Origin of the sequence: Sphingobacterium sp. SYP-B4668, assembly GCF_027627455.1 — a bacterium.
Taxonomy (GTDB): domain Bacteria; phylum Bacteroidota; class Bacteroidia; order Sphingobacteriales; family Sphingobacteriaceae; genus Sphingobacterium.
In genome coordinates this window covers 4,529,640-4,554,699 of sequence record NZ_CP115483.1, presented here as the reverse complement: position 1 = coordinate 4,554,699, position 25,060 = coordinate 4,529,640, and the positions used below count along the sequence as shown (strand labels likewise).

General features: G+C 39.9%; 25 protein-coding genes. 14 read left to right on the top strand and 11 right to left on the bottom strand.

Annotated elements, in window-relative coordinates:
• Positions 1-43: 43 nt before the first annotated feature.
• Together gldC and OQ289_RS18590 are read left to right on the top strand one after the other, a co-directional pair.
• A complete protein-coding gene (gene gldC, locus OQ289_RS18595) occupies positions 44-391 on the top strand; it encodes a gliding motility protein GldC (RefSeq protein WP_033564028.1) in 348 nt (115 codons plus the stop codon).
• Between the two features lie 166 nt (positions 392-557).
• Positions 558-968, top strand: a complete 411-nt coding sequence (locus tag OQ289_RS18590) for an EVE domain-containing protein (RefSeq protein ID WP_033564029.1) — start codon at positions 558-560, stop codon at positions 966-968.
• A 75-nt stretch (positions 969-1,043) separates the two neighbouring features.
• On the opposite strand, the gene OQ289_RS18585 is transcribed toward OQ289_RS18590, so the two are convergent.
• The 7 genes from OQ289_RS18585 to OQ289_RS18555 form a co-directional block, all read right to left on the bottom strand.
• On the bottom strand, positions 1,044-1,574 hold the full coding sequence (locus OQ289_RS18585) for an acyl-CoA thioesterase (protein WP_033564030.1): 531 nt from the start codon (positions 1,572-1,574) through the stop codon (positions 1,044-1,046).
• 182 nt (positions 1,575-1,756) lie between these two features.
• Positions 1,757-2,704 carry an SDR family oxidoreductase gene (locus OQ289_RS18580; RefSeq protein ID WP_270088289.1) on the bottom strand — a complete coding sequence of 316 codons (948 nt, stop codon included), beginning with the start codon at positions 2,702-2,704 and terminating at the stop codon, positions 1,757-1,759.
• Between the two features lie 7 nt (positions 2,705-2,711).
• Positions 2,712-3,671, bottom strand: coding sequence for a M20/M25/M40 family metallo-hydrolase (locus OQ289_RS18575; RefSeq protein ID WP_270088288.1), 960 nt, complete (start codon positions 3,669-3,671; stop codon positions 2,712-2,714).
• A 342-nt stretch (positions 3,672-4,013) separates the two neighbouring features.
• Positions 4,014-4,664, bottom strand: a complete 651-nt coding sequence (locus OQ289_RS18570; protein WP_033564033.1) for a lipoprotein signal peptidase — start codon at positions 4,662-4,664, stop codon at positions 4,014-4,016.
• Between the two features lie 53 nt (positions 4,665-4,717).
• Positions 4,718-5,104, bottom strand: coding sequence for a TraR/DksA family transcriptional regulator (locus OQ289_RS18565; protein WP_033564034.1), 387 nt, complete (start codon positions 5,102-5,104; stop codon positions 4,718-4,720).
• A 3-nt stretch (positions 5,105-5,107) separates the two neighbouring features.
• Entirely contained in the window at positions 5,108-8,521 is a 3,414-nt protein-coding gene (gene ileS / locus OQ289_RS18560) for an isoleucine--tRNA ligase (protein ID WP_270088287.1), read from the bottom strand.
• A 404-nt stretch (positions 8,522-8,925) separates the two neighbouring features.
• Positions 8,926-9,279 (bottom strand): HesB/IscA family protein, encoded by a 354-nt coding sequence (locus OQ289_RS18555; protein WP_033564036.1) that lies wholly within the window; start codon positions 9,277-9,279, stop codon positions 8,926-8,928.
• 92 nt (positions 9,280-9,371) lie between these two features.
• Here OQ289_RS18555 and OQ289_RS18550 point away from each other — a divergent pair, with 92 nt between their 5' ends.
• From OQ289_RS18550 to purE, 9 genes are all read left to right on the top strand, one after another.
• On the top strand, positions 9,372-9,902 hold the full coding sequence (locus OQ289_RS18550; protein ID WP_270088286.1) for a DUF7935 family protein: 531 nt from the start codon (positions 9,372-9,374) through the stop codon (positions 9,900-9,902).
• A 201-nt stretch (positions 9,903-10,103) separates the two neighbouring features.
• On the top strand, positions 10,104-11,375 hold the full coding sequence (gene glyA, locus OQ289_RS18545; RefSeq protein WP_270088285.1) for a serine hydroxymethyltransferase: 1,272 nt from the start codon (positions 10,104-10,106) through the stop codon (positions 11,373-11,375).
• A gap of 242 nt (positions 11,376-11,617) precedes the next feature.
• The gene (locus OQ289_RS18540; RefSeq protein ID WP_033564038.1) at positions 11,618-12,211 is read left to right on the top strand and encodes an RNA polymerase sigma factor; all 594 of its coding nucleotides are present in this window, start codon (positions 11,618-11,620) and stop codon (positions 12,209-12,211) included.
• A gap of 211 nt (positions 12,212-12,422) precedes the next feature.
• A complete protein-coding gene (locus tag OQ289_RS18535) occupies positions 12,423-13,115 on the top strand; it encodes a zinc metallopeptidase (protein ID WP_033564039.1) in 693 nt (230 codons plus the stop codon).
• A 330-nt stretch (positions 13,116-13,445) separates the two neighbouring features.
• Positions 13,446-14,783, top strand: a complete 1,338-nt coding sequence (gene ffh, locus OQ289_RS18530) for a signal recognition particle protein (RefSeq protein WP_033564040.1) — start codon at positions 13,446-13,448, stop codon at positions 14,781-14,783.
• Between the two features lie 179 nt (positions 14,784-14,962).
• Positions 14,963-15,559: an NADH-quinone oxidoreductase subunit A gene (locus OQ289_RS18525; protein ID WP_270088284.1), complete on the top strand. Its 597-nt coding sequence runs from the start codon at positions 14,963-14,965 to the stop codon at positions 15,557-15,559.
• Entirely contained in the window at positions 15,556-16,068 is a 513-nt protein-coding gene (locus OQ289_RS18520) for an NADH-quinone oxidoreductase subunit B (RefSeq protein WP_033564042.1), read from the top strand. Before OQ289_RS18525 ends, OQ289_RS18520 begins: the two co-directional genes overlap by 4 nt.
• An 8-nt stretch (positions 16,069-16,076) precedes the next feature.
• Positions 16,077-17,219, top strand: coding sequence for a 5-(carboxyamino)imidazole ribonucleotide synthase (locus tag OQ289_RS18515; RefSeq protein WP_033564043.1), 1,143 nt, complete (start codon positions 16,077-16,079; stop codon positions 17,217-17,219).
• 7 nt (positions 17,220-17,226) lie between these two features.
• Positions 17,227-17,736, top strand: coding sequence for a 5-(carboxyamino)imidazole ribonucleotide mutase (purE, locus tag OQ289_RS18510; protein ID WP_033564302.1), 510 nt, complete (start codon positions 17,227-17,229; stop codon positions 17,734-17,736).
• A 36-nt stretch (positions 17,737-17,772) separates the two neighbouring features.
• Here the strand turns inward: purE and OQ289_RS18505 are convergent, their stop codons facing one another.
• From OQ289_RS18505 to bshA, 4 genes are all read right to left on the bottom strand, one after another.
• Positions 17,773-18,756 (bottom strand): sugar phosphate isomerase/epimerase family protein, encoded by a 984-nt coding sequence (locus OQ289_RS18505; RefSeq protein ID WP_270088283.1) that lies wholly within the window; start codon positions 18,754-18,756, stop codon positions 17,773-17,775.
• Positions 18,757-18,949: 193 nt separating this feature from the next.
• Positions 18,950-19,513, bottom strand: coding sequence for a ribosome recycling factor (gene frr, locus OQ289_RS18500; RefSeq protein ID WP_033564044.1), 564 nt, complete (start codon positions 19,511-19,513; stop codon positions 18,950-18,952).
• A 30-nt stretch (positions 19,514-19,543) separates the two neighbouring features.
• Entirely contained in the window at positions 19,544-20,248 is a 705-nt protein-coding gene (pyrH, locus tag OQ289_RS18495; RefSeq protein WP_033564304.1) for a UMP kinase, read from the bottom strand.
• Between the two features lie 77 nt (positions 20,249-20,325).
• Positions 20,326-21,462, bottom strand: a complete 1,137-nt coding sequence (gene bshA / locus OQ289_RS18490; protein ID WP_270088282.1) for an N-acetyl-alpha-D-glucosaminyl L-malate synthase BshA — start codon at positions 21,460-21,462, stop codon at positions 20,326-20,328.
• Between the two features lie 551 nt (positions 21,463-22,013).
• Here bshA and arfB point away from each other — a divergent pair.
• From arfB to OQ289_RS18475, 3 genes are all read left to right on the top strand, one after another.
• Positions 22,014-22,424 (top strand): alternative ribosome rescue aminoacyl-tRNA hydrolase ArfB, encoded by a 411-nt coding sequence (arfB, locus tag OQ289_RS18485; RefSeq protein ID WP_270088281.1) that lies wholly within the window; start codon positions 22,014-22,016, stop codon positions 22,422-22,424.
• Between the two features lie 157 nt (positions 22,425-22,581).
• Positions 22,582-22,950, top strand: coding sequence for a BlaI/MecI/CopY family transcriptional regulator (locus OQ289_RS18480; RefSeq protein WP_270088280.1), 369 nt, complete (start codon positions 22,582-22,584; stop codon positions 22,948-22,950).
• Between the two features lie 33 nt (positions 22,951-22,983).
• Positions 22,984-24,981 (top strand): energy transducer TonB, encoded by a 1,998-nt coding sequence (locus OQ289_RS18475; protein WP_270088279.1) that lies wholly within the window; start codon positions 22,984-22,986, stop codon positions 24,979-24,981.
• Positions 24,982-25,060 lie beyond the last annotated feature (79 nt).

Sequence of the window (25,060 nt, the reverse complement as noted above, 5' to 3'; positions counted from 1 at the left end):
CGATTTGTTAGGTGGACGTAGTGCATATGAAACAATTATTATAATGAAGAAAGCAGAAATAAAATTACAGATAGAGTTGGACGAGCAAAATGTCCCCGAGCAAATCAATTGGTCTTCTAGTGACGGTGAGTCTACTGATGAACTTCCCGCAAAAGCGATGTTCCTTGCTCTTTGGGATTCTCAATACAAGAATTCGATGCGTATAGATCTTTGGACAAAGGATATGCCTTATGATGAGATGAAACGTTTTTTTTATGAAACTCTTCAGACATTAGGTGATACCTTTATCCGTTCGGCAGGTGGAGATCCCATGGCTGATAAAGTGATTGGTGATCTCAGGGATTACTGTGCGCATTTTGCCGAAAAAATGGAAGTACTCGAGCAGCAATAGATATTCGTATTTAGATTTGTGTATTGATTCGAGCTTAATTAGATAGCAGTTGGTCGATATTAATATTTAGAATCGAGATTAAGGGTAGGAGATGAATCTATGTTTTCTCCTTAAATCCTAGTTTCATTCTTCCATTCATGATATAATTTAAAGTTTTTATTGCAATATGAACTATTTTTTAGTTAAATCAGAGCCTTTTAAATATAGCTGGGAACAATTTAATAAAGACGGACAGACCTTCTGGGATGGCGTACGCAATTATCAGGCCCGCAACAATATGAAGGCTATGCAGATCGGAGATTTGGTGCTTTTTTATCATAGTAACGAGGGTAAAGAAGTAGTGGGCATAGCCAAAGTGGTAAAGGAGTTTTATCAGGACCCCACTACCGATGATGAAAGATGGGTAGTGGTTGACCTTGCGCCTGTAGAGACTTTTCCTCATCCGGTGACTTTAGAACAAATCAAAGCGGACCAATTTCTGCAGGATGTAGCACTGGTACGTCAAGGAAGGTTGTCTGTAATGCCTTTAAAACAAGAAGAGTTCGATCGTATCGTTCTCCTTGGAAATGGCGGATAGTATTTGAATAAACCTCCCTATAACAGAAGAGGTCTTCCCCATATGGGGAAGACCTCTTCTGTTATAGGGAACGGATTAATCTCCTTTTTGCTCTAACCTTTTCAACAATTTCTTGATACCGGTAGCATGCTGCGGTTTGATTTTTCCCGCTAGAATAAGCCGTAGTTCTCTTCTTTCCATGGCTTCGTCATACAATTTTATTTCCTGCTCACTCTCAGCAACTAGCGCTGGAATGGCTTTGGGCTTGCCCTCTTCATCCAACGCTACAAATGTATAGTAAGCCTCATTGGATTTGTCCTTGGTACCTTTAGGAAGATTCTGGGCGAAGACCTCGAGACGTACTTCTAGAGAGGTATTGAATGCACGTGTCACCTGCGCTTTAATGGTGACAACTTCACCGAGCTTTACAGGACGATTAAAAGACACATTGTCCACTGAGGCTGTTACCACCACATTGTTGCAGTGTTTCTGTGCGGCCATCGCCGAGCAGATATCCATCCAATAGAGTAACCTGCCCCCCATTAAATTTCCAAATGTATTGGTGTCATTGGGGAGGACGAGTTCATTCATCTCCGTGTAGGATTCTTTTGCAAACTTTGCTTTCATATGTGTATAATTACTTTATGAGCTCGGGAGCTCGTTTACTTTGTGATTCAGCAATTAGCGAATCAGTTTTTTGACTCTTATTGTTAGACGCAACCTTTGATGAAAGTTGTTCCCCTGTGAAGTTTCTATATAAATATATAATTAATCTGTTCCAATCGTATGCATGTCAACTTGTTGAATGCTTAAACTATTTTACTCTTATAGCGATGTGCTTGTATGCGTCTAAATTTTTTAAATTGCTTGTCGATTTGCTTGAGACTATCTAAAAAAGCTGAGGGTACAAATCCTAGACTGATTTCAGCTTTTGTTAAATCAAAACCTGTTTTTTTAGGACGATTGTCAGCTTGACCAATATCTGCTGCAGAGATTTCTTGGATTAAACTCTTGTCTAGATTCCAAAAGTCAGCCACTGCATATACGGCTTGTACAATAGACATCATTTCCTTTCCTGAAATATGAAAAAGGCCGGTGGCCCTTTTTTCAATAGCAAGCAGACAGGCTTCCGCCAGGTCATCTACAAACGTCGGCATACGATATTGGTCGTTAACGACTTTTATAGATTCACCAGCGCTCAGCTTTTCTTTGGCCCATAGTACTAGATTGGACCGTAGTGGGTCCGCAATAATACCATATACAAGTATGGTACGGAGAATTGCGCAGTTACAGTCCGTAGCAAGTAGTGCTTGCTCGGAAGCAAGCTTGCTAATCCCATAGGCACTTAAGGGGTTTGTTTCTGCTTCCTCATTATAAGGTCCATTTGCCCCATCAAATACAAAGTCTGTAGAGAGGTGTATGATATAGGTGCCGTGTTTGTAGGCATACGTCCCTAATTGCGTCACACTGTCTACATTCATGCGCTGACAAAGTTCTGGCTGCTGTTCACAGCTCTCGACATTGGTCAAAGCAGCAGTATGGATAATCACATCCGGTTGAATTTCGGTGAGTAAATGTTCCACTTCCTTCTGATTGAGGATATCCAGTTGCTTGAATTTATAGTTTTCCTGGTTGGGATTTCGGTTGACACCTTTAGAGGTAGCGATGACCTTGTACCGTCTATCCCGTGAAATCAAATCGACTAATTTCTGACCTAAAAATCCGTTGGCTCCTGTGATTAATACCGTTGTATTCATATCTGAATTAGTTAGTAAATTGAAAGTCTAGCTTGTGCTGCTGTTTCATTATTCTATCAATGATCATGATTTCTAAGTCTGCAATTCCTTTGAGCGAGGTGTAGTCTATCTTGTCGGCATCATCTGTGGGCATGTGATAGTCAGGATGTCCTCCTGTATGAAAAAATAGAACGGGTATATCTTTTTTGTAAAAGGAAGTTTGATCGGAACCCCCATTGCCATCATGCCCCGTGTAGTACTTGATGGAAGGTGTCAACCCATTGAATATTTCAGGCCATTTCTTGCTGGTGCCGTATCCAATCACGGCTACACCTTGTGCTGGATTGTACCGGCCTATCATGTCCATATTGAGCATGGCAGTGATATGGTCAAGGGGTATAGTAGGGTTCTCAGTAAAGTACTTAGAGCCAACGAGTCCGAGTTCTTCTGCTCCAAAAGCAATAAACAGGAGATTGTATTCTTCTTTTATATTATTGCTACTGTAGTATCTTGCAAGTTCGAGGAGGGCCGCGGTACCAGAGGCGTTGTCATCTGCTCCGTTGTGTATTTTGCCGACCCCTAATGAATCCTTTGAGCTACCCTGATGCCCTGTGCCCAAATGATCATAATGTGCACCGATAACAATGGTCAAGGGAGCGCCGTTGTCAATCAGTCCGATGACATTATCTGCGGTACGAATGCTGTCTTTTACAACTACTCGACGTACTTTGGCGGTAAAAGCTTGTCGATACCCCTTTTCGCCTTTAGGTGTAAGACCATATTTTTTGAAGTGTTTTTCTACATACTTGGCGGCATTTTTTACCTCTTTACTGCCAGTGCCCCTTCCTTTCATCTTATCATCGGCCAGATAATAAATGTGTTTTTTTAATAGTACGGTATCGATTTGTTGCGCAATGCTAACTTTTGAACCTATGCAAAGTAGACTTACCGCGAAGACTGAGCATAGCATGAGTTTACGTGTTGACATGATATGGATTTGAAAACGAAATTACGAATAAAGAACAAGGATGCAAGTAGTAAATGAACCGGTGGGTTACGTGTTTAAACCTTGGTCCGGGATGAAGAAGCGAAATCTCTAGAAGCAGCTTATACCTCACTTCAGAGCTTGTTTCGGGGTCTCTCTTGACTTCTAAAGGTTTTGTTATATCAACATGTTGATATAACTAGTAGTAGCGAGTGACTTAAATTAAGCAAAGCAGTAGCTTGTGTTATACAAGACTGGGGGTGTAAAAATGCATTCACTTTTATTCGTAGCTCCTACAAGAATGGGTAAATATGGTGTTTTGAAGATAGGATTAAATATCGTTATCTAGTCTTCCAACATTTCACTATGGACACTTGATTTTTCTTCATGTTCCACTTTGAAGTATCTTTTTTGAAAGAGCAAAATGAGGATAACGCCTACGGATATAGCGGAATCGGCTACGTTGAAGACTGGACGGAAGAATAAAAACTCTTCGCCCCCCCATATGGGTAGCCAACTTGGAAATGTCCCACTGATCAAGGGGAAGTATAGCATATCTACTACTTTTCCATGAAAAATGGATTCGTATCCACCTCCTTGAGGAAATAGAACTGCTTTATCGTACCAAGTACTTTCACTGAAAATCATTCCGTAAAATGTGGAATCAATAATATTTCCGGCTGCACCGGCCATAATAAGTGCAACATTCAGGATAAAGCCTCTATTATATTTATGTTTGATCATATAGTGCAAACCGTAACCGATACCTGCAACAGCTATTATTCTGAATAGAGTCAGGAACAGTTTGCCAGCTTCACCACCAAACTCCATTCCATATGCCATCCCATTGTTTTCAATAAAATGGATCTGAAAATATTCTCCCAATATTCTATAACTCTGACCAATGGTCATATTAAGCTTGACCCAGAATTTGGATAGCTGGTCAACTAGGAGGATTATAAAAATTAACAGGAGGGGTTTGGTGTAGCCTTTCATATATGTAGCAAAAGTGGTTCCTACCAATATAGGAACCACTTAGAATTTAAAAATTAATATTGTTTGTTTTTAGCCTCAATACTCAATGTAGTATGGGGGACAGCTTTTAATCTTTCTTTTTGAATTAATTTACCCGTCTCACGGCACACACCATACGTTTTGTTTTCAATACGTACCAACGCTGCTTCTAGATTGTCAATAAATTTCTTCTGGCGCGCAGCTAACTGGTTGGTTTGCTCTTTCTCCAAAGTAGCAGATCCATCCTCTAATGTCTTATACGTTCCAGCCGTATCGTCAGTCCCATTCGCATTGCTATTATTCAGCGATTTTGTCAGCGAAGAAAGTTCTTCCTTAGCAATGCGTAATTTCTCAAGAATAATTCCTTTAAACTCTAGCAATTCTGCATCGCTATAACGAGTTTTTTCATTGTTATCTGCCATAATTTAAACTTTTACAATTAATACTGTTAGTTCTTTCTCGTCAATTTCAATAGATTCTCCGTTTGCTAAAGATTCTTGAAAATCAAAAGAATCGGCTAGAATTTCAGCGCTAATATAAGATAAATTTTCTTTGGCTGCTGCTGTAATTTCAGGAATATCACTAAGCATTACCTTAATTCTATCCGTCACTTCTAGTCCCTTTTCTTTACGAATATTCTGAATTCTATTGATTAATTCGCGAGATAACCCTTCTTTCTTCAACGCTTCTGTGATATGGACATCCAAAGCCACAGTAAGCTTTCCTAAATTGGCAACTTGCCAGCCTTCAACGTCTTCAGCAACAATTTCGACATCATCTATTGAGATGGTATAAGGTGTGTCAATTAAGGCTAAGGTACCTTCCTTCTCTAGTGTACTAATGTCAGTTGGTGATAATACATTGATGGCAGCACTAACCATCTTCATATCTTTACCAACTTTCGAGCCAAGAGCCTTGAAATTAGGTTTTATTTTTTTCTTAATAATTCCAGTGGTGTCGCCGATGAACTCAATATCTTTGATATTGGTCTCGGATAGGATAAGGTCCTTGACTTTTTCGACTTGATGTTGGAATGCACTATCCAATACAGGTACCAATATTTTATTCAAGGGCTGTCTGACATTGATAGCTGTTTTCTTCCTCAATGATAGCGTTAACGAAGAAATATCCTGTGCCAAGGCCATTCTTTCTTCCAACTCTTTATCTACTAAGTGGGGATGGAATACAGGGAAATTGGCTAGATGTACAGATACTACCTGCTCTTTTCCTGTTACTTGGTTAAGGTCAAGGAACAATTGATCGGAGAAGAAAGGTGAAATTGGAGACATCAATTTTGCAATGGTATCTAGACAGGTATATAACGTCTGATACGCTGAAATTTTGTCAGCTGAATACTCCCCTTTCCAAAAACGGCGACGACATAGTCGTACATACCAGTTGCTGAGATGCTCATCCACAAAGTTTTGGATAGCACGGGCGGCTTTGGTCGGTTCGAAGTCTGCATAAAAATCGTCCACCTCTTTTGTCAAGCTATTTAATAAAGAGATGATCCATCTGTCTATCTCAGGGCGCTCATTGATTGCAATTTCAGGTTCAGCATACTCAAATTTATCAATGTTGGCATACAGAGCAAAAAAGGCATAGGTGTTGTACAACGTCCCAAAAAACTTGCGACGTACTTCATCCAGCCCTTCCATATTGAACTTCAAGTTGTCCCATGGTGAGGCATTACTAATCATATACCAACGGGTAGCATCTGCACTGTATTGATCGATGGTGGAAAAAGGATCGACCCCATTGCCCAAACGCTTGGACATCTTGTTGCCTTTTTTGTCCAAAACGAGTCCGTTGGAAACGACATTCTTGAAGGATACCGACTTGCGTATCATGGTCGAAATTGCGTGTAGGGTAAAGAACCATCCTCGAGTCTGATCTACACCTTCGGCAATAAAATCGGCAGGAAAGGCGTTTTCAAAACCATCTTTGAAAGGGTATTCTTCTCCTCTTTCCAATTTTTCATGGTCAAGTCCCCATTGCGCGTAAGGCATTGCGCCTGAATCAAACCAAACGTCGATTAAGTCTGGTTCACGGAACAATTTTTGTCCCCCATCTGATACTAATACGATGTCGTCTACATAAGGACGATGTAGATCTAAATCTCCTGTTCCAAACTTTTCGAGATATTCACGATTTCTATTTTTCTCTTCGTCCGAAAGTATATCGGATCTAAGGGAATCCTCTAAAAAGGATTTGAGTTCGGGAAGTGATCCAATGCAAATCTCTTCGTTCTCATCCTCTGAACGCCATATAGGCAAAGGAGTACCCCAATAACGGGAGCGAGAAAGATTCCAGTCTACTAAGTTTTCCAACCAATTTCCGAAGCGTCCAGAACCTGTAGCTTCAGGTTTCCAATTGATAGTTTTATTTAATGCCACCAGATCCTCTTTGACGGCTGTAGTTTTGATAAACCAGCTATCTAATGGATAATAAAGGACCGGTTTATCCGTACGCCAACAGTGTGGATAGGTGTGTTCATATTTTTTGACATCGAAAGCCTTGTTTTCTTCTTTAAGCTTAATAGCAATCAAGACATCCGTTGGACGAAACTCTTTGTCTGCGCGCTCAGCGTCCGAATAATATTCTTCTTTGACAAAGCGTCCTGCAAAATCTGTTATTTCTTTTATAAAGCGTCCCGTGCGATCTACGGTAGGAACTTCTTTGCCATTTTCATCTTTTACTAAGATACCTGGTACTCCATTTTCTTTGGCTACCCTAAAGTCATCCGCACCATAAGTTGGGGCTGCATGTACGATACCGGTACCATCTTCGGTTGTGACAAAGTCACCTGGAATGACTCGAAAAGCCTTTTCTTGAAGCTCTTCGCTTGTAATATAAGGCATTAATTGGTCGTAACGAAGTCCCACCAATTCTTCACCTGTAAATTCGTTCGCTATTTCCCAAGGAATTATCTTATCCCCCAATTTATAATCTTGAAAAGAAGTATCTTTTCCTTCTGATTTGAAGTGTTTTAGAATCAAATCCTTGGCCAGGATGACAGAAACAGGAGCCGCAGTGTATTGGTTGAAGGTTTTGATTTTTACATAGGTGATTCTCTTACCCACAACAAGTGCAGTATTGGAAGGAAGTGTCCATGGGGTAGTGGTCCAAGCTATGAAGGTCACATCTTCATCTTCGGTTTCGACAAGTTTGTCTATAGCCGGATGAATCTGTCCTTTAGTCAATCGAAACTCAGCAACGATTGTGGTATCTTTTACATCTTGATAGGTGCCGGGCTGATTTAGCTCGTGCGAGCTTAGGCCCGTTCCTGCAGCAGGAGAATATGGCTGTATAGTATATCCTTTATATAAAAGTCCCTTTTTATAGAGTTCTTTTAATAAATACCAAAGCGTTTCGATATATTCATTTTCATAGGTGACATATGGATTTTCTAAGTCGACCCAGTATCCCATCTTGTTGGTCAAGTCATTCCATACGTCTGTATATTTCATGACCTCTTTACGACAAGCCGCATTATATTCCTCTACGGAAATCTTCTTTCCAATATCTTCCTTCGTGATGCCAAGGCTCTTCTCTACAGCAAGTTCAATAGGAAGACCGTGGGTATCCCACCCGCCTTTACGTTTGACCTGATAACCTTTTAAAGTTTTATACCTGCAGAAAATATCCTTGATCGAACGCGCCATCACATGGTGAATTCCCGGCATTCCATTTGCAGAAGGAGGTCCTTCATAAAATGTGTATGGTTTGCTGGAGGGGCGGTTGCTGATACTTTTTTCAAAGACATGTTCACGTTCCCAACGTTCTAATATTTCTTTGCCTATTTGAGGCAGATTGAGCTGCTTATATTCCTTGTACATCAGTATTTTGTCTCCTGTTTTTAAGGTTGCAAATTTAAGAATTATTATGTTAAGGAAAAAGGGGGCATCTTTAATAAAAAGATCCCAATTTGAAGACCTTTGAAGTGAAAAAGTCCCTTTGAGGGCAATATGGTTTTTTGTTTCGATGATTGTTTGTCAATAGGCTTTGGTCAATAGAGCCTTTAGAGGAGAGAAGGGGATAAAAGAAGAGGCTGATTAAAAGTCGTTAAACAATCGCTCCGAACTAGGTCGGGGCGATTGTTTAATTTCAAGGTGTTTCAATACTGAAGTTACACTGAATTCAGGATGACAACACCCTTTTGGACATTTGCTTCTTCAAAGAAAAAGATAAATCTCTTATCTTTTTAGCCTATGCGCATGGCTCAAGGCGGGGCAATGTGTTGTTATGCAGAAAAGCTACTGCCGCAACCACATGTGCTAGAAGCATTAGGGTTGTTGAATGTAAATCCGCGCGCATCTAGTCCGTTTTGGAAATCGACCTCCATACCGGCCAGATAAAGGCCATGTGCTTTATTCATGAATACGCGTATGCCTTCGATTTCGAACTCACTATCTCCATCTTTCTTTTGATCAAAGCCTAGGATATAGCTCATGCCAGAGCAACCACCACCTTCGACCCCCACCCGTAGGCCAAAGTCATCGGAGATTTCCTGTTGGTCTTTCAGTTTTTTCAGCTCCTTGACAGCACCCTCTGTTAAAGTAAGCGGTGCTTTCTCAACAATATTTTCTGTACTCATCGTTATTTTTTTAAAGTCAACTACACAAAAATACATAATTTTAAGCAGTTTTGTGATTCGCTTGGATTTTTGACACTTTATAAACATTGACGATGGATATCGATTATATAGATTTTTTTAAGAATCTTTTTTTGCTTGCATTTGGAGTATGTGCGGGCCTAGTTGTGGCATTTCGTATTGTATGGCCCAAGGTGGAGGCGCTTATTTTCAAGACCAAGATGTTGGATAAGCAGCACTTGGAAGCTTCTGGAAAATCGTCCTTGCGTGCAGGCTCATATGAGAGACTGTTGCTCTTTGTTAATCGTATAGAGCCTCGTAATCTAATTGCTCGCCACTATCAGGATCACTTAACAGTAGCACAATTGCACCAATTGGTTGTACAAGAAGTAGAAAGTGAGTTTCAGTATAATTTTACTCAGCAATTATATGTTTCAACAGATGCGTGGGCAGCTGTGCGTGTATTGAAAGAGAATACTGTCGGCATGCTGGATAGTGTTGCAAAGGCGAAAGCAACCGATACGGTGGCTAACTACACAGAAGGAGTATTGCGGTTTTTGGTTGAACTTAGTCCAAATCCATACGATACGACTGTGCTTATTCTAAAAAAAGAAGCGGGATTATAATGTTGACTGAGATGATAGCGATGGCGATATAAACGTTTGATTAGGTGCTTTTTTTAAGAGATACTATGCATTTTTTACTCCTCTATAATTACTTGAAGGGGCTCTCTCCCTACAGCTGGATTGATTTGTGAATGCCAAGCATTTTATATAATTTTGCAAAATCAATCTAACAGTATAAATTTTACTATTTAAAAGGATAAAATGGAAAGAGATCAAGCCATATTTAATCTTATCAACGATGAGTTGAAGCGCCAAGAGGAAGGCATCGAATTAATTGCTTCTGAAAACTTTGTTTCTAAGCAGGTTATGGAAGCGGCAGGTTCGGTATTAACAAACAAATACGCAGAAGGCCTTCCGGGCAAAAGATACTATGGCGGATGTGAAGTTGTCGATGAAATCGAGACTATTGCTATAGATCGTGCAAAGCAATTATTTGGCGCAGCGTGGGTCAATGTACAACCTCACTCTGGAGCACAAGCTAATGCTGCTGTATTCTTGGCGACAATCAAACCAGGGGATAAAATCTTGGGTCTTGACTTATCACATGGAGGTCACTTGACACACGGTTCGCCTGCAAATCTGTCGGGTAAGATATACCAACCTCTGTTTTACGGGGTGAAAGAGGATACAGGTTTGATTGATTACGAGCAATTGGAGGAGACAGCATTGCGTGAAAAACCAAAAATGATTATCTGTGGTGCTTCTGCATATTCTCGTGATTGGGATTACGCACGTATCCGTAAGGTAGCTGATGAGATTGATGCACTAGTCTTGGCTGATATCTCTCACCCTGCTGGGCTTATCGCTCGTGGTTTGTTGAACGATCCACTTCCTCATTGTCATATTGTAACTACTACTACTCACAAGACACTTCGTGGACCTCGTGGCGGTATGATTATGGTTGGTGAAGATTTTGAAAATACTTGGGGTATCAAGACACCTAAAGGTGAAATCCGGACCATTACACAACTCCTTGATTTAGCGGTTTTTCCAGGTACACAAGGTGGGCCACTAGAGCACACTATTGCAGCAAAAGCAATCGCGTATGGAGAAGCATTGTCTGACGAATACATGGAATACATTGTTCAGGTTAAGAAAAATGCATCGGCACTGGCACAATTTTTTGTCGATAGAGATTACAAAATTATTTCGGGCGGTACCGACAATCATCTTATGTTAGTGGATTTACGCAACAAGGATATTTCTGGAAAAGTAGCTGAGGCAGTGTTGGGTAAAGCTGGTATTACAACTAACAAGAATATGGTGCCTTTTGACACACGATCACCATTCGTTACTTCAGGTGTGCGTTTCGGCACGGCTGCGATTACGACACGTGGTATCAAAGAAGCGGAAATCGTGCAGATTGGCGAGTTAATTGACGAAGCAATTGCGAATCACAGTAATGACAGTGAATTGGACAAAATACACGGAAAAGTGAAAGAAATGATGGCACAGTTCCCATTGTATAAATAATATTGATTCCTTTGGAATGTAAAAAAGGCTCCTTCAGTAATGATTGAGCCTTTTTTCATTTAATATGTGAAGAAATGTTAAAAACGTGGCCTAAAATTTGATTAACCATTTATTTTCACTCTATTTGATGTGTTGAAAAAAAATAGACACTTAAACTAGAATCGCCTATAGCATAGATTTACTCTTATAAAATTCAGTACTTATTAATAGAATGCTAACTGTTAAATGTTGGGGAAAACGTTATGAAACTATTAAATAAAAAGAAGAGCGATCAAGAGTTAATTCATGCTTATATAGACGGTGATGAGTCTGGTTTAGAAGTTTTGTTAGACCGGTATAAAACCAAAATCTATACGTCAATTTATCTACAGGTCAAGGACGAACACCTAGCCGAGGATATCTTTCAAGAAACCTTTATCAAGGTTATCAATACGCTTAAAGCAGGCCGCTATAATGATGAAGGTAAATTTTTGCCTTGGGTGATGCGTATAGCGCACAATATGGTTATCGATCATTTCAGAAGAGAGAAACGGGCTCCGTCTGTCATCAATGCCGATGGCTTTGATATTTTCGAAGTATTGCAATTTGCAGATGATAGCGCCGAATCGAAGATGGTTAGGGATCAACGAGATATTGATTTGCGTAAAATCATTCAATTGCTTCCGGATGATCAGAAGGAAGTCTTGATTATGCGTCACTTTTGCGAAATGAGCTTTAAGGAGATTGCTGATATCACCGAAGTCAGTATCAATACTGCACTAGGAAGAATGCGCTATGCATTAAGTAACCTTCGGAAGATGATAGAAGAACATAATATGATGCTACAAATAGGATAAACCAAAATAATCTTATCCACAAAAAGAGAGAGAGTTTCATAAGGAACTCTCTCTCTTTTTGCGGATATTTTGTCATATCATCATAAAAACGAGACTAACCTTTTGTCAGATTGCGCCATTTTTGTATTTTAGTGGATTATAAATTGGCACTTTGGACCAATGGAATACCTTTTGATAGGAATATTGTATAATTAAAGAAAAAAGAAAAGATATGTATATAATACTGTTTGTGGGCATCATGGTGGTAAGCTTTGTTGTCCAGTGGAGATTTAAGCGTAAGTTTAAAAAATATTCAGAGAGCCCGCTGTCTAGTGGGATGTCAGGAAGGGAAATTGCGCAAAAAATGCTGAATGACAATGGGATTTATGACGTGCAGATTATCTCGGTCGAGGGTCAGTTGACAGATCATTATAATCCTCAAAATAGGACTGTCAACCTAAGCCCAGAGGTATATGAAGGGCGAAGTATTGCCGCTGCTGCGGTAGCAGCACATGAATGCGGCCACGCTGTACAACATGCAACAGCATACTCTTGGTTGCAGTTTCGTTCGGCGATGGTGCCGATGGTGGGGTTTGCGTCCAAAATGACTTCTTGGATTTTGATGGCAGGTGTTATCATGTTTGCGATTTCTAAAGGTGGTAACTATTGGTTATTGGCCATTGGTGTAGGAGCCTTGGCGATTACGACAGTATTTAGCTTTGTCACCCTTCCTGTTGAGTTTGACGCATCCAATAGAGCATTGGCGTGGCTCAATAATGCGGGAATTACTCATAGTAGGGAAGAACATGATGGAGCTAAGGATGCATTGAAATGGGCTGCAATGACCTATGTTGTAGCAGCATTGTCAGCATTGGTGACTTTACTGTATTATGCCTCTATCCTCTTTGGCGGCCGAAGGGACTAATAGTTTAGAAGTATTTACTATAAAATATGGATAGGGCAGACGACAAATTCGTCTGTCCTATTTTTTTTGGATTATTCTAATTGTGGGCATGGCGCCAACCTGTACGCTAGTGCTCGGCATCTATAGCGCAAAAACTATTGTTCCCAGGGTTTTTATATGCAGATGTTTCGTTGTAAAGTATATCCTTCATTTCAAGGCAATTTTGTAACTTTGTCCTTTATCAAGAAAAACCTTCGTGAATGACCTGCTCCAATAGAAGGCAAAGTGAAGCGAGGGTTCTTGGAAATCATAAAACAGTAAACACTTTCAAAAAAAAGACTTATAATTATCATGTTTCAGAATCTTCAGGATAAGTTAGATAGAGCCTTTAAAGTATTAAAAGGACAGGGTAACATTACAGAGATCAACGTCGCGGAGACAATGAAAGAAATCCGTAAAGCCTTATTGGATGCGGATGTTAACTATAAAACGGCCAAAAGTTTTACAGATGACGTGAAACAAAAGGCACTTGGAGAGAATGTGTTGACCAGTATTTCTCCTGGGCAGTTGTTGACCAAAATCATGAACGATGAGCTTACCGCACTTATGGGGGGCTCTGTCACGGATTTGGATATTTCTAAGAATCCAACTGTTATCCTTATTGCGGGACTTAATGGTGCTGGTAAAACCACTTTTTCTGGAAAATTGGCTAATTATCTAAAAGATAAGAAGGGTAAAAAACCACTATTGGTGGCAGGTGACGTATATCGTCCAGCTGCTATCGATCAGCTCGAAGTATTGGGCGGTCAAGTAGGTGTCCCTGTATTTGTAAATCGGGATTCCAATGATCCTATTGCTATAGCTAAAGCGGGTGTAGAAGAAGCCAAACGCAACGGACATAATGTGGTTATCATCGATACCGCTGGCCGTCTTGCTATAGATGAGGCGCTGATGATAGAGATTACGGCTGTAAAAGAAGCCACGCAGCCGCAAGAAATTCTTTTTGTTGTAGATTCTATGACGGGTCAGGATGCTGTCAATACAGCTAAGGCCTTCAACGATAGATTGGATTTCACAGGTGTGGTATTAACCAAACTCGATGGAGATACCAGAGGCGGAGCTGCACTATCTATTAAGTCTGTCGTTAATAAGCCAATTAAATTTATCGGTACGGGGGAGAAGATGGAGGCCTTGGATGTATTTTATCCAGAGCGTATGGCCTCTCGTATCCTTGGTATGGGTGACGTAGTATCGTTGGTCGAGCGTGCACAGCAGCAGTTTGATGAAAAGCAAGCTGCCGAATTGCAGAAAAAAATCCGTAAAAATAAATTTGACTTCAATGATTTCAAATCTCAAATCCAACAGATAAAAAAAATGGGAAATATGAAGGATTTGATGGGCATGATACCGGGAGTAGGGAAGGCGTTGAAGGATGTGGAGGTAGACGATAATGCATTCAAACCTATTGAAGCTATCATCGATTCGATGACACCATTTGAACGAGAAAATCCAGATGCCATAGACCAAAAGCGACGTATTCGTATTGCAAAAGGGTCGGGTACGGATATTAATGAGGTCAATAAATTGATGAAGCAGTTTGGTGATATGCGTAAAGTGATGAAGCAGATGTCCAACCCTGCTATGGCCGCTAAGATGATGCGCAACATGCCTAAAATGCCAGGTAGATAGTGAAACTGGGTTTCTCTTGGTAGTGCTATTGGCTTTGTAAGGCTTATCTCTCACTAAATGGTCCTATTTTCACTAATAAAAGATAAGATTGATAAGGTTATTTTTAATGGTATCCATCCGGATCGTATTAAAAATAACCTTATTTAAGTTTAGTAATAAAAAAATACTAATTTTGTGTTATGGATGATCCCGCGCAATTATCAGAATACGGCAAGATTCTTATCATTGCTTTGATAGGAATATTGTTGGTATGCGCCACCATTTTCTTAGCCAAGGTGATTTCACCCAAAAAACCTAATCCAATCAAGCTGAGTACATATGAATGTGGGGAAGAATCCCTAGGTACCGCTTGGATACAATTCAATCCTCGATTTTATGTCATTGCATTGGTTTTTCTATTGTTCGATGTGGAACTTATATTTGTATTTCCTTGGGCAACAGTATTTGGACAACAAGAGTTGATTCAGGCTGATAGTAGATGGGGGTGGTTTACTATGGTAGAGATGACATTATTCCTCGGCGTGCTGATTTTAGGATTAGTATATGTATGGCGTAGAGGAGATTTGGAATGGATTAAACCCATTCACGTCACTCCGTCGGTACAGGTCAATATTCCTTCGGAAGCTTATGATGCGCTCAATAGTCGAAGTTATGCTGTGAGGGACTATAGGGATGCCGAAACCACTGCTGTCGATGCTGTATCAGCGGATAAAGTAGATGTAAAACCTAAAATTGGATTTAAACCCACATTTAGAAAACCAGGAACCACAACATGAGTATAGAGAGTCAATTGCAAAATAACGGTGTCGTCGTGGCTAAACTAGATGATTTATTGAATTGGGCGAGGCTTTCTTCCATGTGGCCTATTAGTTTTGGAATAGCCTGTTGTGCGATTGAAATGATGGGGGCAATGGCCGCTACTTATGATTTGGATAGATTGGGGGTTTTCCCTAGACCTTCACCACGGCAATCTGACGTGATGATTATCGCGGGGACTGTCACTTTCAAAATGGCAGATCGCATTCGCAAGCTTTATGAGCAAATGCCCGAGCCAAAGTATGTAATCTCGATGGGCTCCTGTTCTAACTGTGGTGGGCCCTATTGGCAGCATGGGTATCACGTGGTCAAAGGTGTCGATCGCATTATACCTGTCGACGTATATGTGCAGGGCTGCCCACCTAGACCTGAGGCCCTGATTGGTGCATTTCTGGAGTTACAAAAGAAAATAGAAAACGAAAGTGTTTTGGGGGAAAGTTTATTCCGTTCCGAGACCGAAAAAATATAATTAAATTTATGGCAAAGGATTTTTATGGCGAATTGCAGTTGGGGATTTTGGGTGGGGGCCAGTTGGGACGAATGGTTATCCAAGAAGCAATTAATTATAATGTAAATGTACATGTTCTAGATCCGGACAAGAATGCTCCGTGCCGCAAATTGTGTAACCGATTTGAGGTTGGGTCGTTGAGTGATTTTCATACGGTTTACAATTTTGGTAAGGATTTGGATATGTTGACCATTGAAATCGAGAAGGTCAATGTAGATGCTTTGGAAAAATTGGAAGAGGAAGGAGTTCAGGTTTTTCCGCAATCCCGAATCATCCGTTTGATTCAAGATAAGGGACTGCAAAAGCAATTTTTTAAGCAGAATGATATTCCAACTGCTCCATTTCAATTGATATCTACAAAGGAGAATTTATCCAATGCAAATTTGACAATCCCCTATATTCAGAAGTTGAGACGAGATGGTTACGATGGCAAGGGCGTGAAGAAAATAACCACTTCGGAAGATTTGGCAACAGCATTTGAAGAGCCGAGTATCATTGAAGAATGGATTGATTTTGAAAAAGAGATTGCTGTTATCGTAGCACGTAATGATAGAGGAGATATATCAGCGTTTCCGATGGTAGAAATGGAGTTTAATCCACAAGCTAATTTGGTGGAATTTTTGATTTCACCATCGATGCTAAGTTTTGATATCCAACAGCAAGCAGAAGAGATTGCTAAAAAAATTGCACATGATTTGCAAATAGTCGGACTTTTGGCAGTTGAGATGTTCTTAACTAAGCAAGGTGAAATTTTAGTCAACGAACTTGCGCCTAGGCCGCATAACAGTGGACATCAGACTATAGAGGGTAACTATACCTCTCAATTTGCTCAACACTTACGTGCCATCTTCAATCTACCTTTAGGCAATGTCGATACGCGTACGAATGCGGTAATGATTAATCTTTTGGGAGAAGAAGGCTATGAAGGCTTGGCCAAGTATGAAGGGATAGAGGAGATATTAGCGATGGATGGTGTTTACCTCCATTTGTATGGTAAGAAATATACCAAGCCATTTCGTAAGATGGGGCATGTATGCATCGTGAACGACAATCGGGAATTGGCTATTACCAATGCGCGGCAGGTACAGGAGATATTAAAAGTAAAAGCATAAATTAATGATGAGTTCGGAAAGTTCCCCTTTGGTCGGGATAATTATGGGAAGCAAGTCAGATCTTCCAGTGATGCAGGATGCTATTGAAGTTCTCAAGGACTTAGGCGTGTCCTTTGAAGTAACAATTGTATCAGCGCATCGTACACCTCAACGCATGTTCGACTATGCACAGGCCGCGGCAGAGAGAGGGTTGAAAGTTATCATTGCTGGAGCAGGGGGAGCAGCTCACTTACCTGGTATGGTGGCTTCTATTACCCATTTGCCCGTAATAGGAGTGCCTGTCAAATCTTCAAATTCAATTGATGGGTGGGACTCTGTACTTTCTATTCTGCAAATGCCGAATGGGATTCCCGTGGCAACTGTAGCATTGAATGCGGCTAAGAATGCTGGAATTCTCGCTGCGCAGATACTTGGGACAGCAGATGCCAAAATTGCCCTAAACCTGATTCATTTTAAAAAGGAACTTGGTGCGAAAGTCGAAGAAACAGCTGCTGAGGTCGAGAACATGAAATTTTAAGTAATAAAAAAGGGAAGCAGCTGCTTCCCTTTTTTATTACTGGATAGTAGCAAGCTTGGCTTCTACATAATCATAACTTTTCTTAATGCTCGCAAATTTGTCCGAAATATAAATATCATCCTGTTCAACAAAAGCATATTTCAAACCTGATTTCTCCGCATATCTGCATATATTGGTGAAGTCTATGCTCCCTGACCCCACTTCAGCATATTTTATTTCCTTAATGAGGGCTTCGAATCCTAGCTTATCTTGCTCTCCACCAACAATAGGCGTTGTAAATCCTCTATCCATATCTTTTACATGCCACATGGAGAATCTATTTGGATATTTTTCAAAATAGGACTGTGGGCTCAGCCCAGATTTTTCAATCCAATAAAGATCTAGTTCAAAGTCTACCAAATCGGGTTCGGTAAAGGCAATCAAGATATCCAATCCTTTGGTACCATTGGGTTGATCTCTAAATTCCCAAAAGTGATTATGGTAGCCCATTTTAATATTGGATTTTTTTGAGATTTCACCCGCTTTGTTGAGTTGGTCAGCTGCGTATTGATAGTCTTTTGATTTTAGCGCATTGATATCAAACATTGGCGTGACGGGAGCTACCACGTAGGATTGACCAAGCTCATTCGCTATTTCGACGTATCGTTCGACATTTTCTTTATCTGTGTGCGTCTGACTTAGATATTTGGACAGGTCATAGTGTCCACTATGGGTTTGGAGGTTGTTGTCATCTAGCACTTTTTTGAATTCTTTGATAGCAAGACCAAAGAACGTACCTTTCTGTACATCAACACCGAATGTTTCGACATGTTTATAGCCAATTTTTGCAATCTTTTCTAGGGTGGCTATAGGGGCTTGTGCCAATTCGTCCCGCAACGTATAAAGCTGGATGCCGATTTGTTGAAAGGGACCAGTTCCTGCTTTTTTGGACTCGCAGGAAAAGAGGTATGGGCTTAAAAAAGCTGCCGAAATACCTATTCCAGCATGCTTTAGAAATTTTCGTCTAGCGTTATTCATCATTTATTTTAAGACATAATAGTATGTTAAGTTACATAATATTTGGGCTATAATGAAAACAAAACCTTCTGATGACCTCTATGTCGTCGTCGTGTTTATATTTTGAACGTGATGGGTGATTTTTGTAAAAATGTAGCTTGCAAAAAAGGTCTTCACTTTTTAAATGAAGACCTTTTCCTGTGTAGAACGATATTGCTTATACCGTCATGATATCTTTTTCCTTCAACTCAGATAGTTTGTCTATTTGAGCAATGAAGTTATCAGTCAATTTTTGGACTTCACCTTCTCCGATTTTAATCTCGTCTTCAGAAGCTCCATCATTTTTTAGTTTTTTGATGGACTCGTTAGTGTCTTTTCTGATATTACGAATAGCAATACGGCCTTTTTCAGTTTCTTCTTTAGCCCTTTTAACGAGCTCCCTTCTTCTTTCTTCGGTCAAAGCAGGAACTACCAAACGGATGATAATACCATCATTTTGAGGATTTAAACCTAAGTTGGAATCGACGATAGCTTTTTCGATAGCATTGATCAATGACTTTTCCCAAGGTTGTATAACAATTGTGCGGGCATCTGTTGTGTTTACGTTGGCCACTTGCGAAAGAGGTGTTTGGCTTCCGTAATAATCTACGGATATACCATCTAGCATAGATGGGGATGCTTTTCCTGCACGGATTTTTGTCAATTCAGATTCCGTGAATGATACTGCTTTAGTCATTGAATCCTTACAGTCATCAAGTTGAAGAGAAATAAGTTCGTTCATATGTATGTTCGTTATTTTTCTGATTCGTTGTTATCTTACTATTGTTCCAAGATGCTCACCATTAGCCAATTTTTTTAGATTGCCTGGTTTATTCATGTCAAACACAATAATAGGAAGATTGTTTTCTTGGCATAGCGTAAAGGCAGTCATATCCATTACATTAAGCCCTTTGTTATAGACCTCCGTAAAAGAGATTTCATCAAAACGCGTTGCAGTGGGGTCTTTTTCAGGGTCTGCGGTATAGATACCATCTACACGAGTGCCTTTGAGTACAGCATCGGCATTGATTTCGATAGCTCTCAAAGATGCTGCGGTATCCGTAGTGAAGTATGGATTTCCTGTGCCAGCGCCAAAGATAACAATCCGACCTTTTTCTAAGTGTCTGACAGCTCTTCTACGAATAAACGGTTCGCAAATTTGCTCCATCTTGATGGCTGTTAGCAGACGAGTTTTTAAAGAGACTTTCTCTAAAGCATCCTGTAAAGCCATGCTATTGATGACTGTCGCCAACATTCCCATATAGTCTGCTTGTACCCGGTCCATACCCGATTGTTCGGCGCTAAGACCTCTGTAGATATTGCCTCCACCGATAACGATGGCGACCTCAAGACCTAATTCGTGGATTTCTTTAATGTCGTTAGCATATTGTCTGACACGGTTGATGTCAATACCATAGTTCTGTTCGCCCATTAAGGCTTCTCCGCTGAGCTTGAGTAGGATACGTTTATATTTCATGATTGTTTTTTGGAAGTTTTCCAAAAGCCAAAGATATGATAATTTTTTTAATCCCCCTTGCTGCAATCACAAAGAAATTAACCTTTTTTGACCGATTCGACAATCTCTTGATAGTAGCTTTCGTATTGGGGCATGATGTTGCTTAGTTGAAAATCTTTAGCTCGCTCAAGTGCGGCATCTTTGAATTTGGAAAGCCGTTCACAGTCTTCCAAAATATAAATGGAGTTGGCTGCCATTTGGTCCACATCACCTATATCACTCAAAAAACCCGTTACTGCGTTAATATTCAATTCAGGTAGACCACCTGTATTAGTAGATATTACCGGAACCTTGCAAGCCATTGCTTCTAAAGCAGCTAGGCCAAAGCTCTCGGAGCTTGATGGCATAAGAAATAAATCAGATACTGATAATATTTCCTCGATAGCATCTTGCTTTCCTAGAAAGCGAACATCATGGCTGACATTCAGTTGACGAGACAATTCTTCTGCATTTCTACGTTCAGGACCATCTCCGACCATTAACAATTTACTGGGAATCTTTTCATTTACCTTTTGAAAGATTCGGATGACGTCGTCTGTTTTCTTTACTTTTCGAAAGTTGGACGTATGTATCAGTATTCGCTCATCGGCAGGGGCGATAGCTTTTTTGAAATGAGAGCGATCCTTATTACTGAAGCGTTCTAGGTCGATGAAATTTGGAATCACCTTAATATCTTTACTGATTTCGAAGTACTCCAAGGTTTGAGACCTGAGATTTTCGGATACAGCAGTCACACCATCAGACTGGTTAATGGAAAAAGTGACGACAGGACTAAAACTTTTGTCTTTGCCTACAAGGGTGATATCTGTACCATGCAAGGTTGTAATGACAGGAATGTTAATGCCGTATGTGGCCAATATCTGCTTGGCCATAAAGGCTGCAGAGGCATGTGGAATCGCATAGTGCACGTGTAGTACATCTAGGTTTTCAAATCTGACGACGTCTACCAGTTTGCTAGCTAAAGCAGACTCATAGGGCAAAAAGTCAAATAATGGATACTGTGAGACTGCTACTTCGTGGTAAAAAAGATTTTCGGAGAAAAAGTCCAAGCGCGCTGGTTGGCGATACGTGATAAAGTGAATCTCGTGGCCATTTGCCGCAAGGGCCTTACCTAGCTCGGTAGCAACTACTCCACTTCCTCCAAAGGTCGGGTAACAGACTATTCCTATTTTCATCTATGTTATGTATGTCAAAGTTATCTACTGCAAAGTAAAGATTATTTCCGTAAGACAACTGCAACTCAATTGCCATAATTTTGCAAAATTTCAGCTGTTTGATTTTACGTTGATACAGATGGATATTGACCAGATTAAAATTCAAGGTTATTTACACGGTCTGTTCCCTTATTTCCTCTATATAGATGACTAAAAGATATGTAAAGGTATTGTTTGTTTGGAATTATTTTCAAGGCTTACCTGTAAAGTTGGAGAATTGGTTTCCATCTCCGAGGGACTATTTAGGGAACAACTGTCTTTTTAATTAGAATAATATCCAGATATAACTCAGATATTTATCGGTTATTATACGAATCTATCCGAATAATGTTCGGACTATGTCCGGATCAAAGCCCTATAAAGTCCTTACAAAAGCTAGAAATGTACCCTAAATGGAATTAACTTTGTCGCTATCGGGTGCAAATAAAAGCTGAGGTTTGTCTCTCTATTTTTAAATCTTATTTGAGAGGAGAAGATATTGTATTTATGTTCAAATTTGTTTAGGTTTAATCATGGTAACAAACAAAGAGGCATTAGTTGCCGAGCTCAATTTTAAGTTTGTGCGTTCTGGAGGAGCTGGTGGGCAGCATGTCAACAAAGTCTCTTCTAAAGTACTCCTGCAGTGGGATGTCAATGCTAGTCAAGCTTTTGATATGGAGGAGAAGGCTAAGATTTTGCACCTATTGTCGAATCGAATCAATAAGGAAGGTCTTCTACAATTGGAATGTGATACCGACCGATCTCAACTGCGAAATAAAGAGCTTGTAGTCGAACGTTTTCAAAGACTTCTAGAAGAGGTGCTGGCCCCAGTCAAAGTAAGGAAGAAAACCAAAATACCCTATTCAAAGATTGTCGAGCGATTAGATCGAAAAAAGCAAAGATCTCAGGTTAAGCAGTCTCGAAGCAAACCCTTCGATTACTAGTTCAATTACAAAATACATTTTATTTTAAAATTATTTATCTTATTATCAGTCTTTTATGTATTAAAACTAAGATTTTAGTTGTTAAACTAAAATCTTAGTTTTAAACTTGCTATATAATCGATTGTAGATAATATTGTCTTTTTTATTTTTAGATATTATGAACGAATTCAAGGAACTAACGAAAGCAGAGGAACAGATTATGCACGAATTGTGGGAGATGGGAGGAGGATTTGTAAAAGATGTCATTGAGAGACTTCCTGAGCCCAAGCCAGCATATAACACGGTTTCCACAATTGTGCGTATTTTAGAAACCAAGGGTTTTGTGACGCATATATCTTTTGGTAAAAGTCACCAGTATCGGCCAAAGATTACGAAAGAAGAGTATAAAAAAGTAATAACAGGGAAGCTGTTGACCAATTATTTTGATAATTCTCCCAAACGAATGCTTTCGTTTTTTTTGGAGGAGAAACAGATGGATATCAAAGAATTGGATGATATCTTGGCATTGTTGAACAAACATAAATAGGCACTATTCTTTGATTGTAGACATAATTAGATTATGATATACTTAATATTAGTCAATATCTCGTTGCTGATAGGTTATGCTTTGTACAGTTTCTTTTTTAAGAAATTAACATTTTTTCATTGGAATAGGTATTATCTGTTGGGAGCTATAATAACGTCATTATTGGTGCCTATAGGTCTATTTATAGACTTATCGTCCCATGAACTGCTGCAAGAGGTACTGCCAACAGTCGACTTGTCTAAAATGATGGACGTCAATGTTGTTGTTTTAGAGGAAGCACGGCAGAAATGGTATTTGATAGATTTCCTATCACCTCTTTATTGGTGTGGTGTATTGATCTCCATATTGTGGTTAGGATATCGAGTATTCCAACTTCAGCGAATGATTTCATCTAAAGGAAATAATCTAAGTTTTTCGTTTTTTAACAAAATCTTTGTGGGAAAGCATATGGAGCATAATGCTACAATTTTGATGCATGAGCAAGTCCATGTGAAGCAAGGGCATACCTACGATATAGTTTTGATTGAATTGGTGAAATTGTTCAATTGGTTTAATCCTATTTTATCCCTTTATTCAAAGGAATTAAAGTTCCAACATGAATGCTTGGCCGATGAGGCCTGTTCAGAAGACCGCGTGGCGTACGCTGAACTACTGGTGGCGCATGCTATGAATGTGGGTCCATCGAGATTGACGCATGAATTTTCAAATGACTCCTTTTTAAAGAAAAGAATTATGATGTTATTTAGAACTAAATCAAAAAGAAAGCATAAGTATCTGTACTTGTCGATCGTCCCTGTATTACTAATGGTTACAGGATCTACGATGGTATTCAATACCTCTAAAGCAAAGAATATGGTTGCTAAACTTGAGAGTAAGGTTGCAGGTGTAGTGTTGCCTATAACTAGTGGGGATATGCATACTGATTACACGTCAGTACAATCTGTAGTCAGTATTGGTACTCTTGATTATTCACCTTATGATACAGGGCTCGGAAAGGGGGTGCGGATATCAACCAGTGATTCAATTGGCAATGAATTATTCACAGCTGTGGAGCGTAATCCGGAACCCGTTGAGGGGATGTCTGTTTTTCGTCAATGGATAGGCCAGAACTACAGAATTCCGGATGAAGCATTGGATGCGGGGGTGAATGGAACGTTACAGGTTTCGTTTATTGTTGAGAAGGATGGGGCACTTACACATTTCAATATAAAAGAAGATTTGGGATATGGGACTGGAGAAGCAGCAATAGCACTGATGAAGCGATCTAAAAATTGGCGCCCAGGCGTGCAGAATGGGAGAGCTGTACGTGTAGCGTATGTATTGCCTATCCAATTGAATGTGACACAGAGCGAAGCGAGTTCAAAGGCTTCACCGGTAATAGGCGAGGGCGAGTTGATCGATTGGTTATCGAACAACTTTAGGATGCCTCGCCAATTAAATAACGAAGATGTAGATCCTTATATAGGGGTGAAACTAACTGTCAATGAACAAGGAGTGCCTACTGATATTACAGCGGAGACTGATTTGGGTGAAGCATTTAAAAGGGAAACTATCCGTCTGATTTCTCAAACACAATGGCACCCAGCCAAGAATGGTACAAAAGCGGTCTTATCTAAAAATTTCATTGCTTTGAAATTTGATAGTCATGGCAAATTTAAACATAACTATACTCGAGTAGACGTACACGCCTCTCCGATTGGCGGAATGGCACAGTTTCAAAAATCAATTTTGAGCAGTTTTGTTTATGATGATGAATTGATACGAAATCAAAAAAATGGTGAGGTATCTATTCAATTTTCGATCAACGAGAACGGAGAACCATCAGCATATAAAATTGTGAAGGAAATGCGTAATGGTCAAGGTGTACAGTTGTGGAGTTTGATTGCAAAGCAAGGTGCATGGGCCCCTGCTATTTTGGATGGTAAGAACATGGGAAGCCAATATGAGATGACTATAGGCTTGAAGACAGTTGAAGGTGTGGGTGTTCTTGAAGTTAAAAAGTTTAGGGGAAACACGCTGAAAAAATCATGAGTCGGATTGTCTGAGGAGAGTCCGGATATTATCTTCAGACAATTTTAGTTGAACAATATGTCAGGGCGCACCAAATACT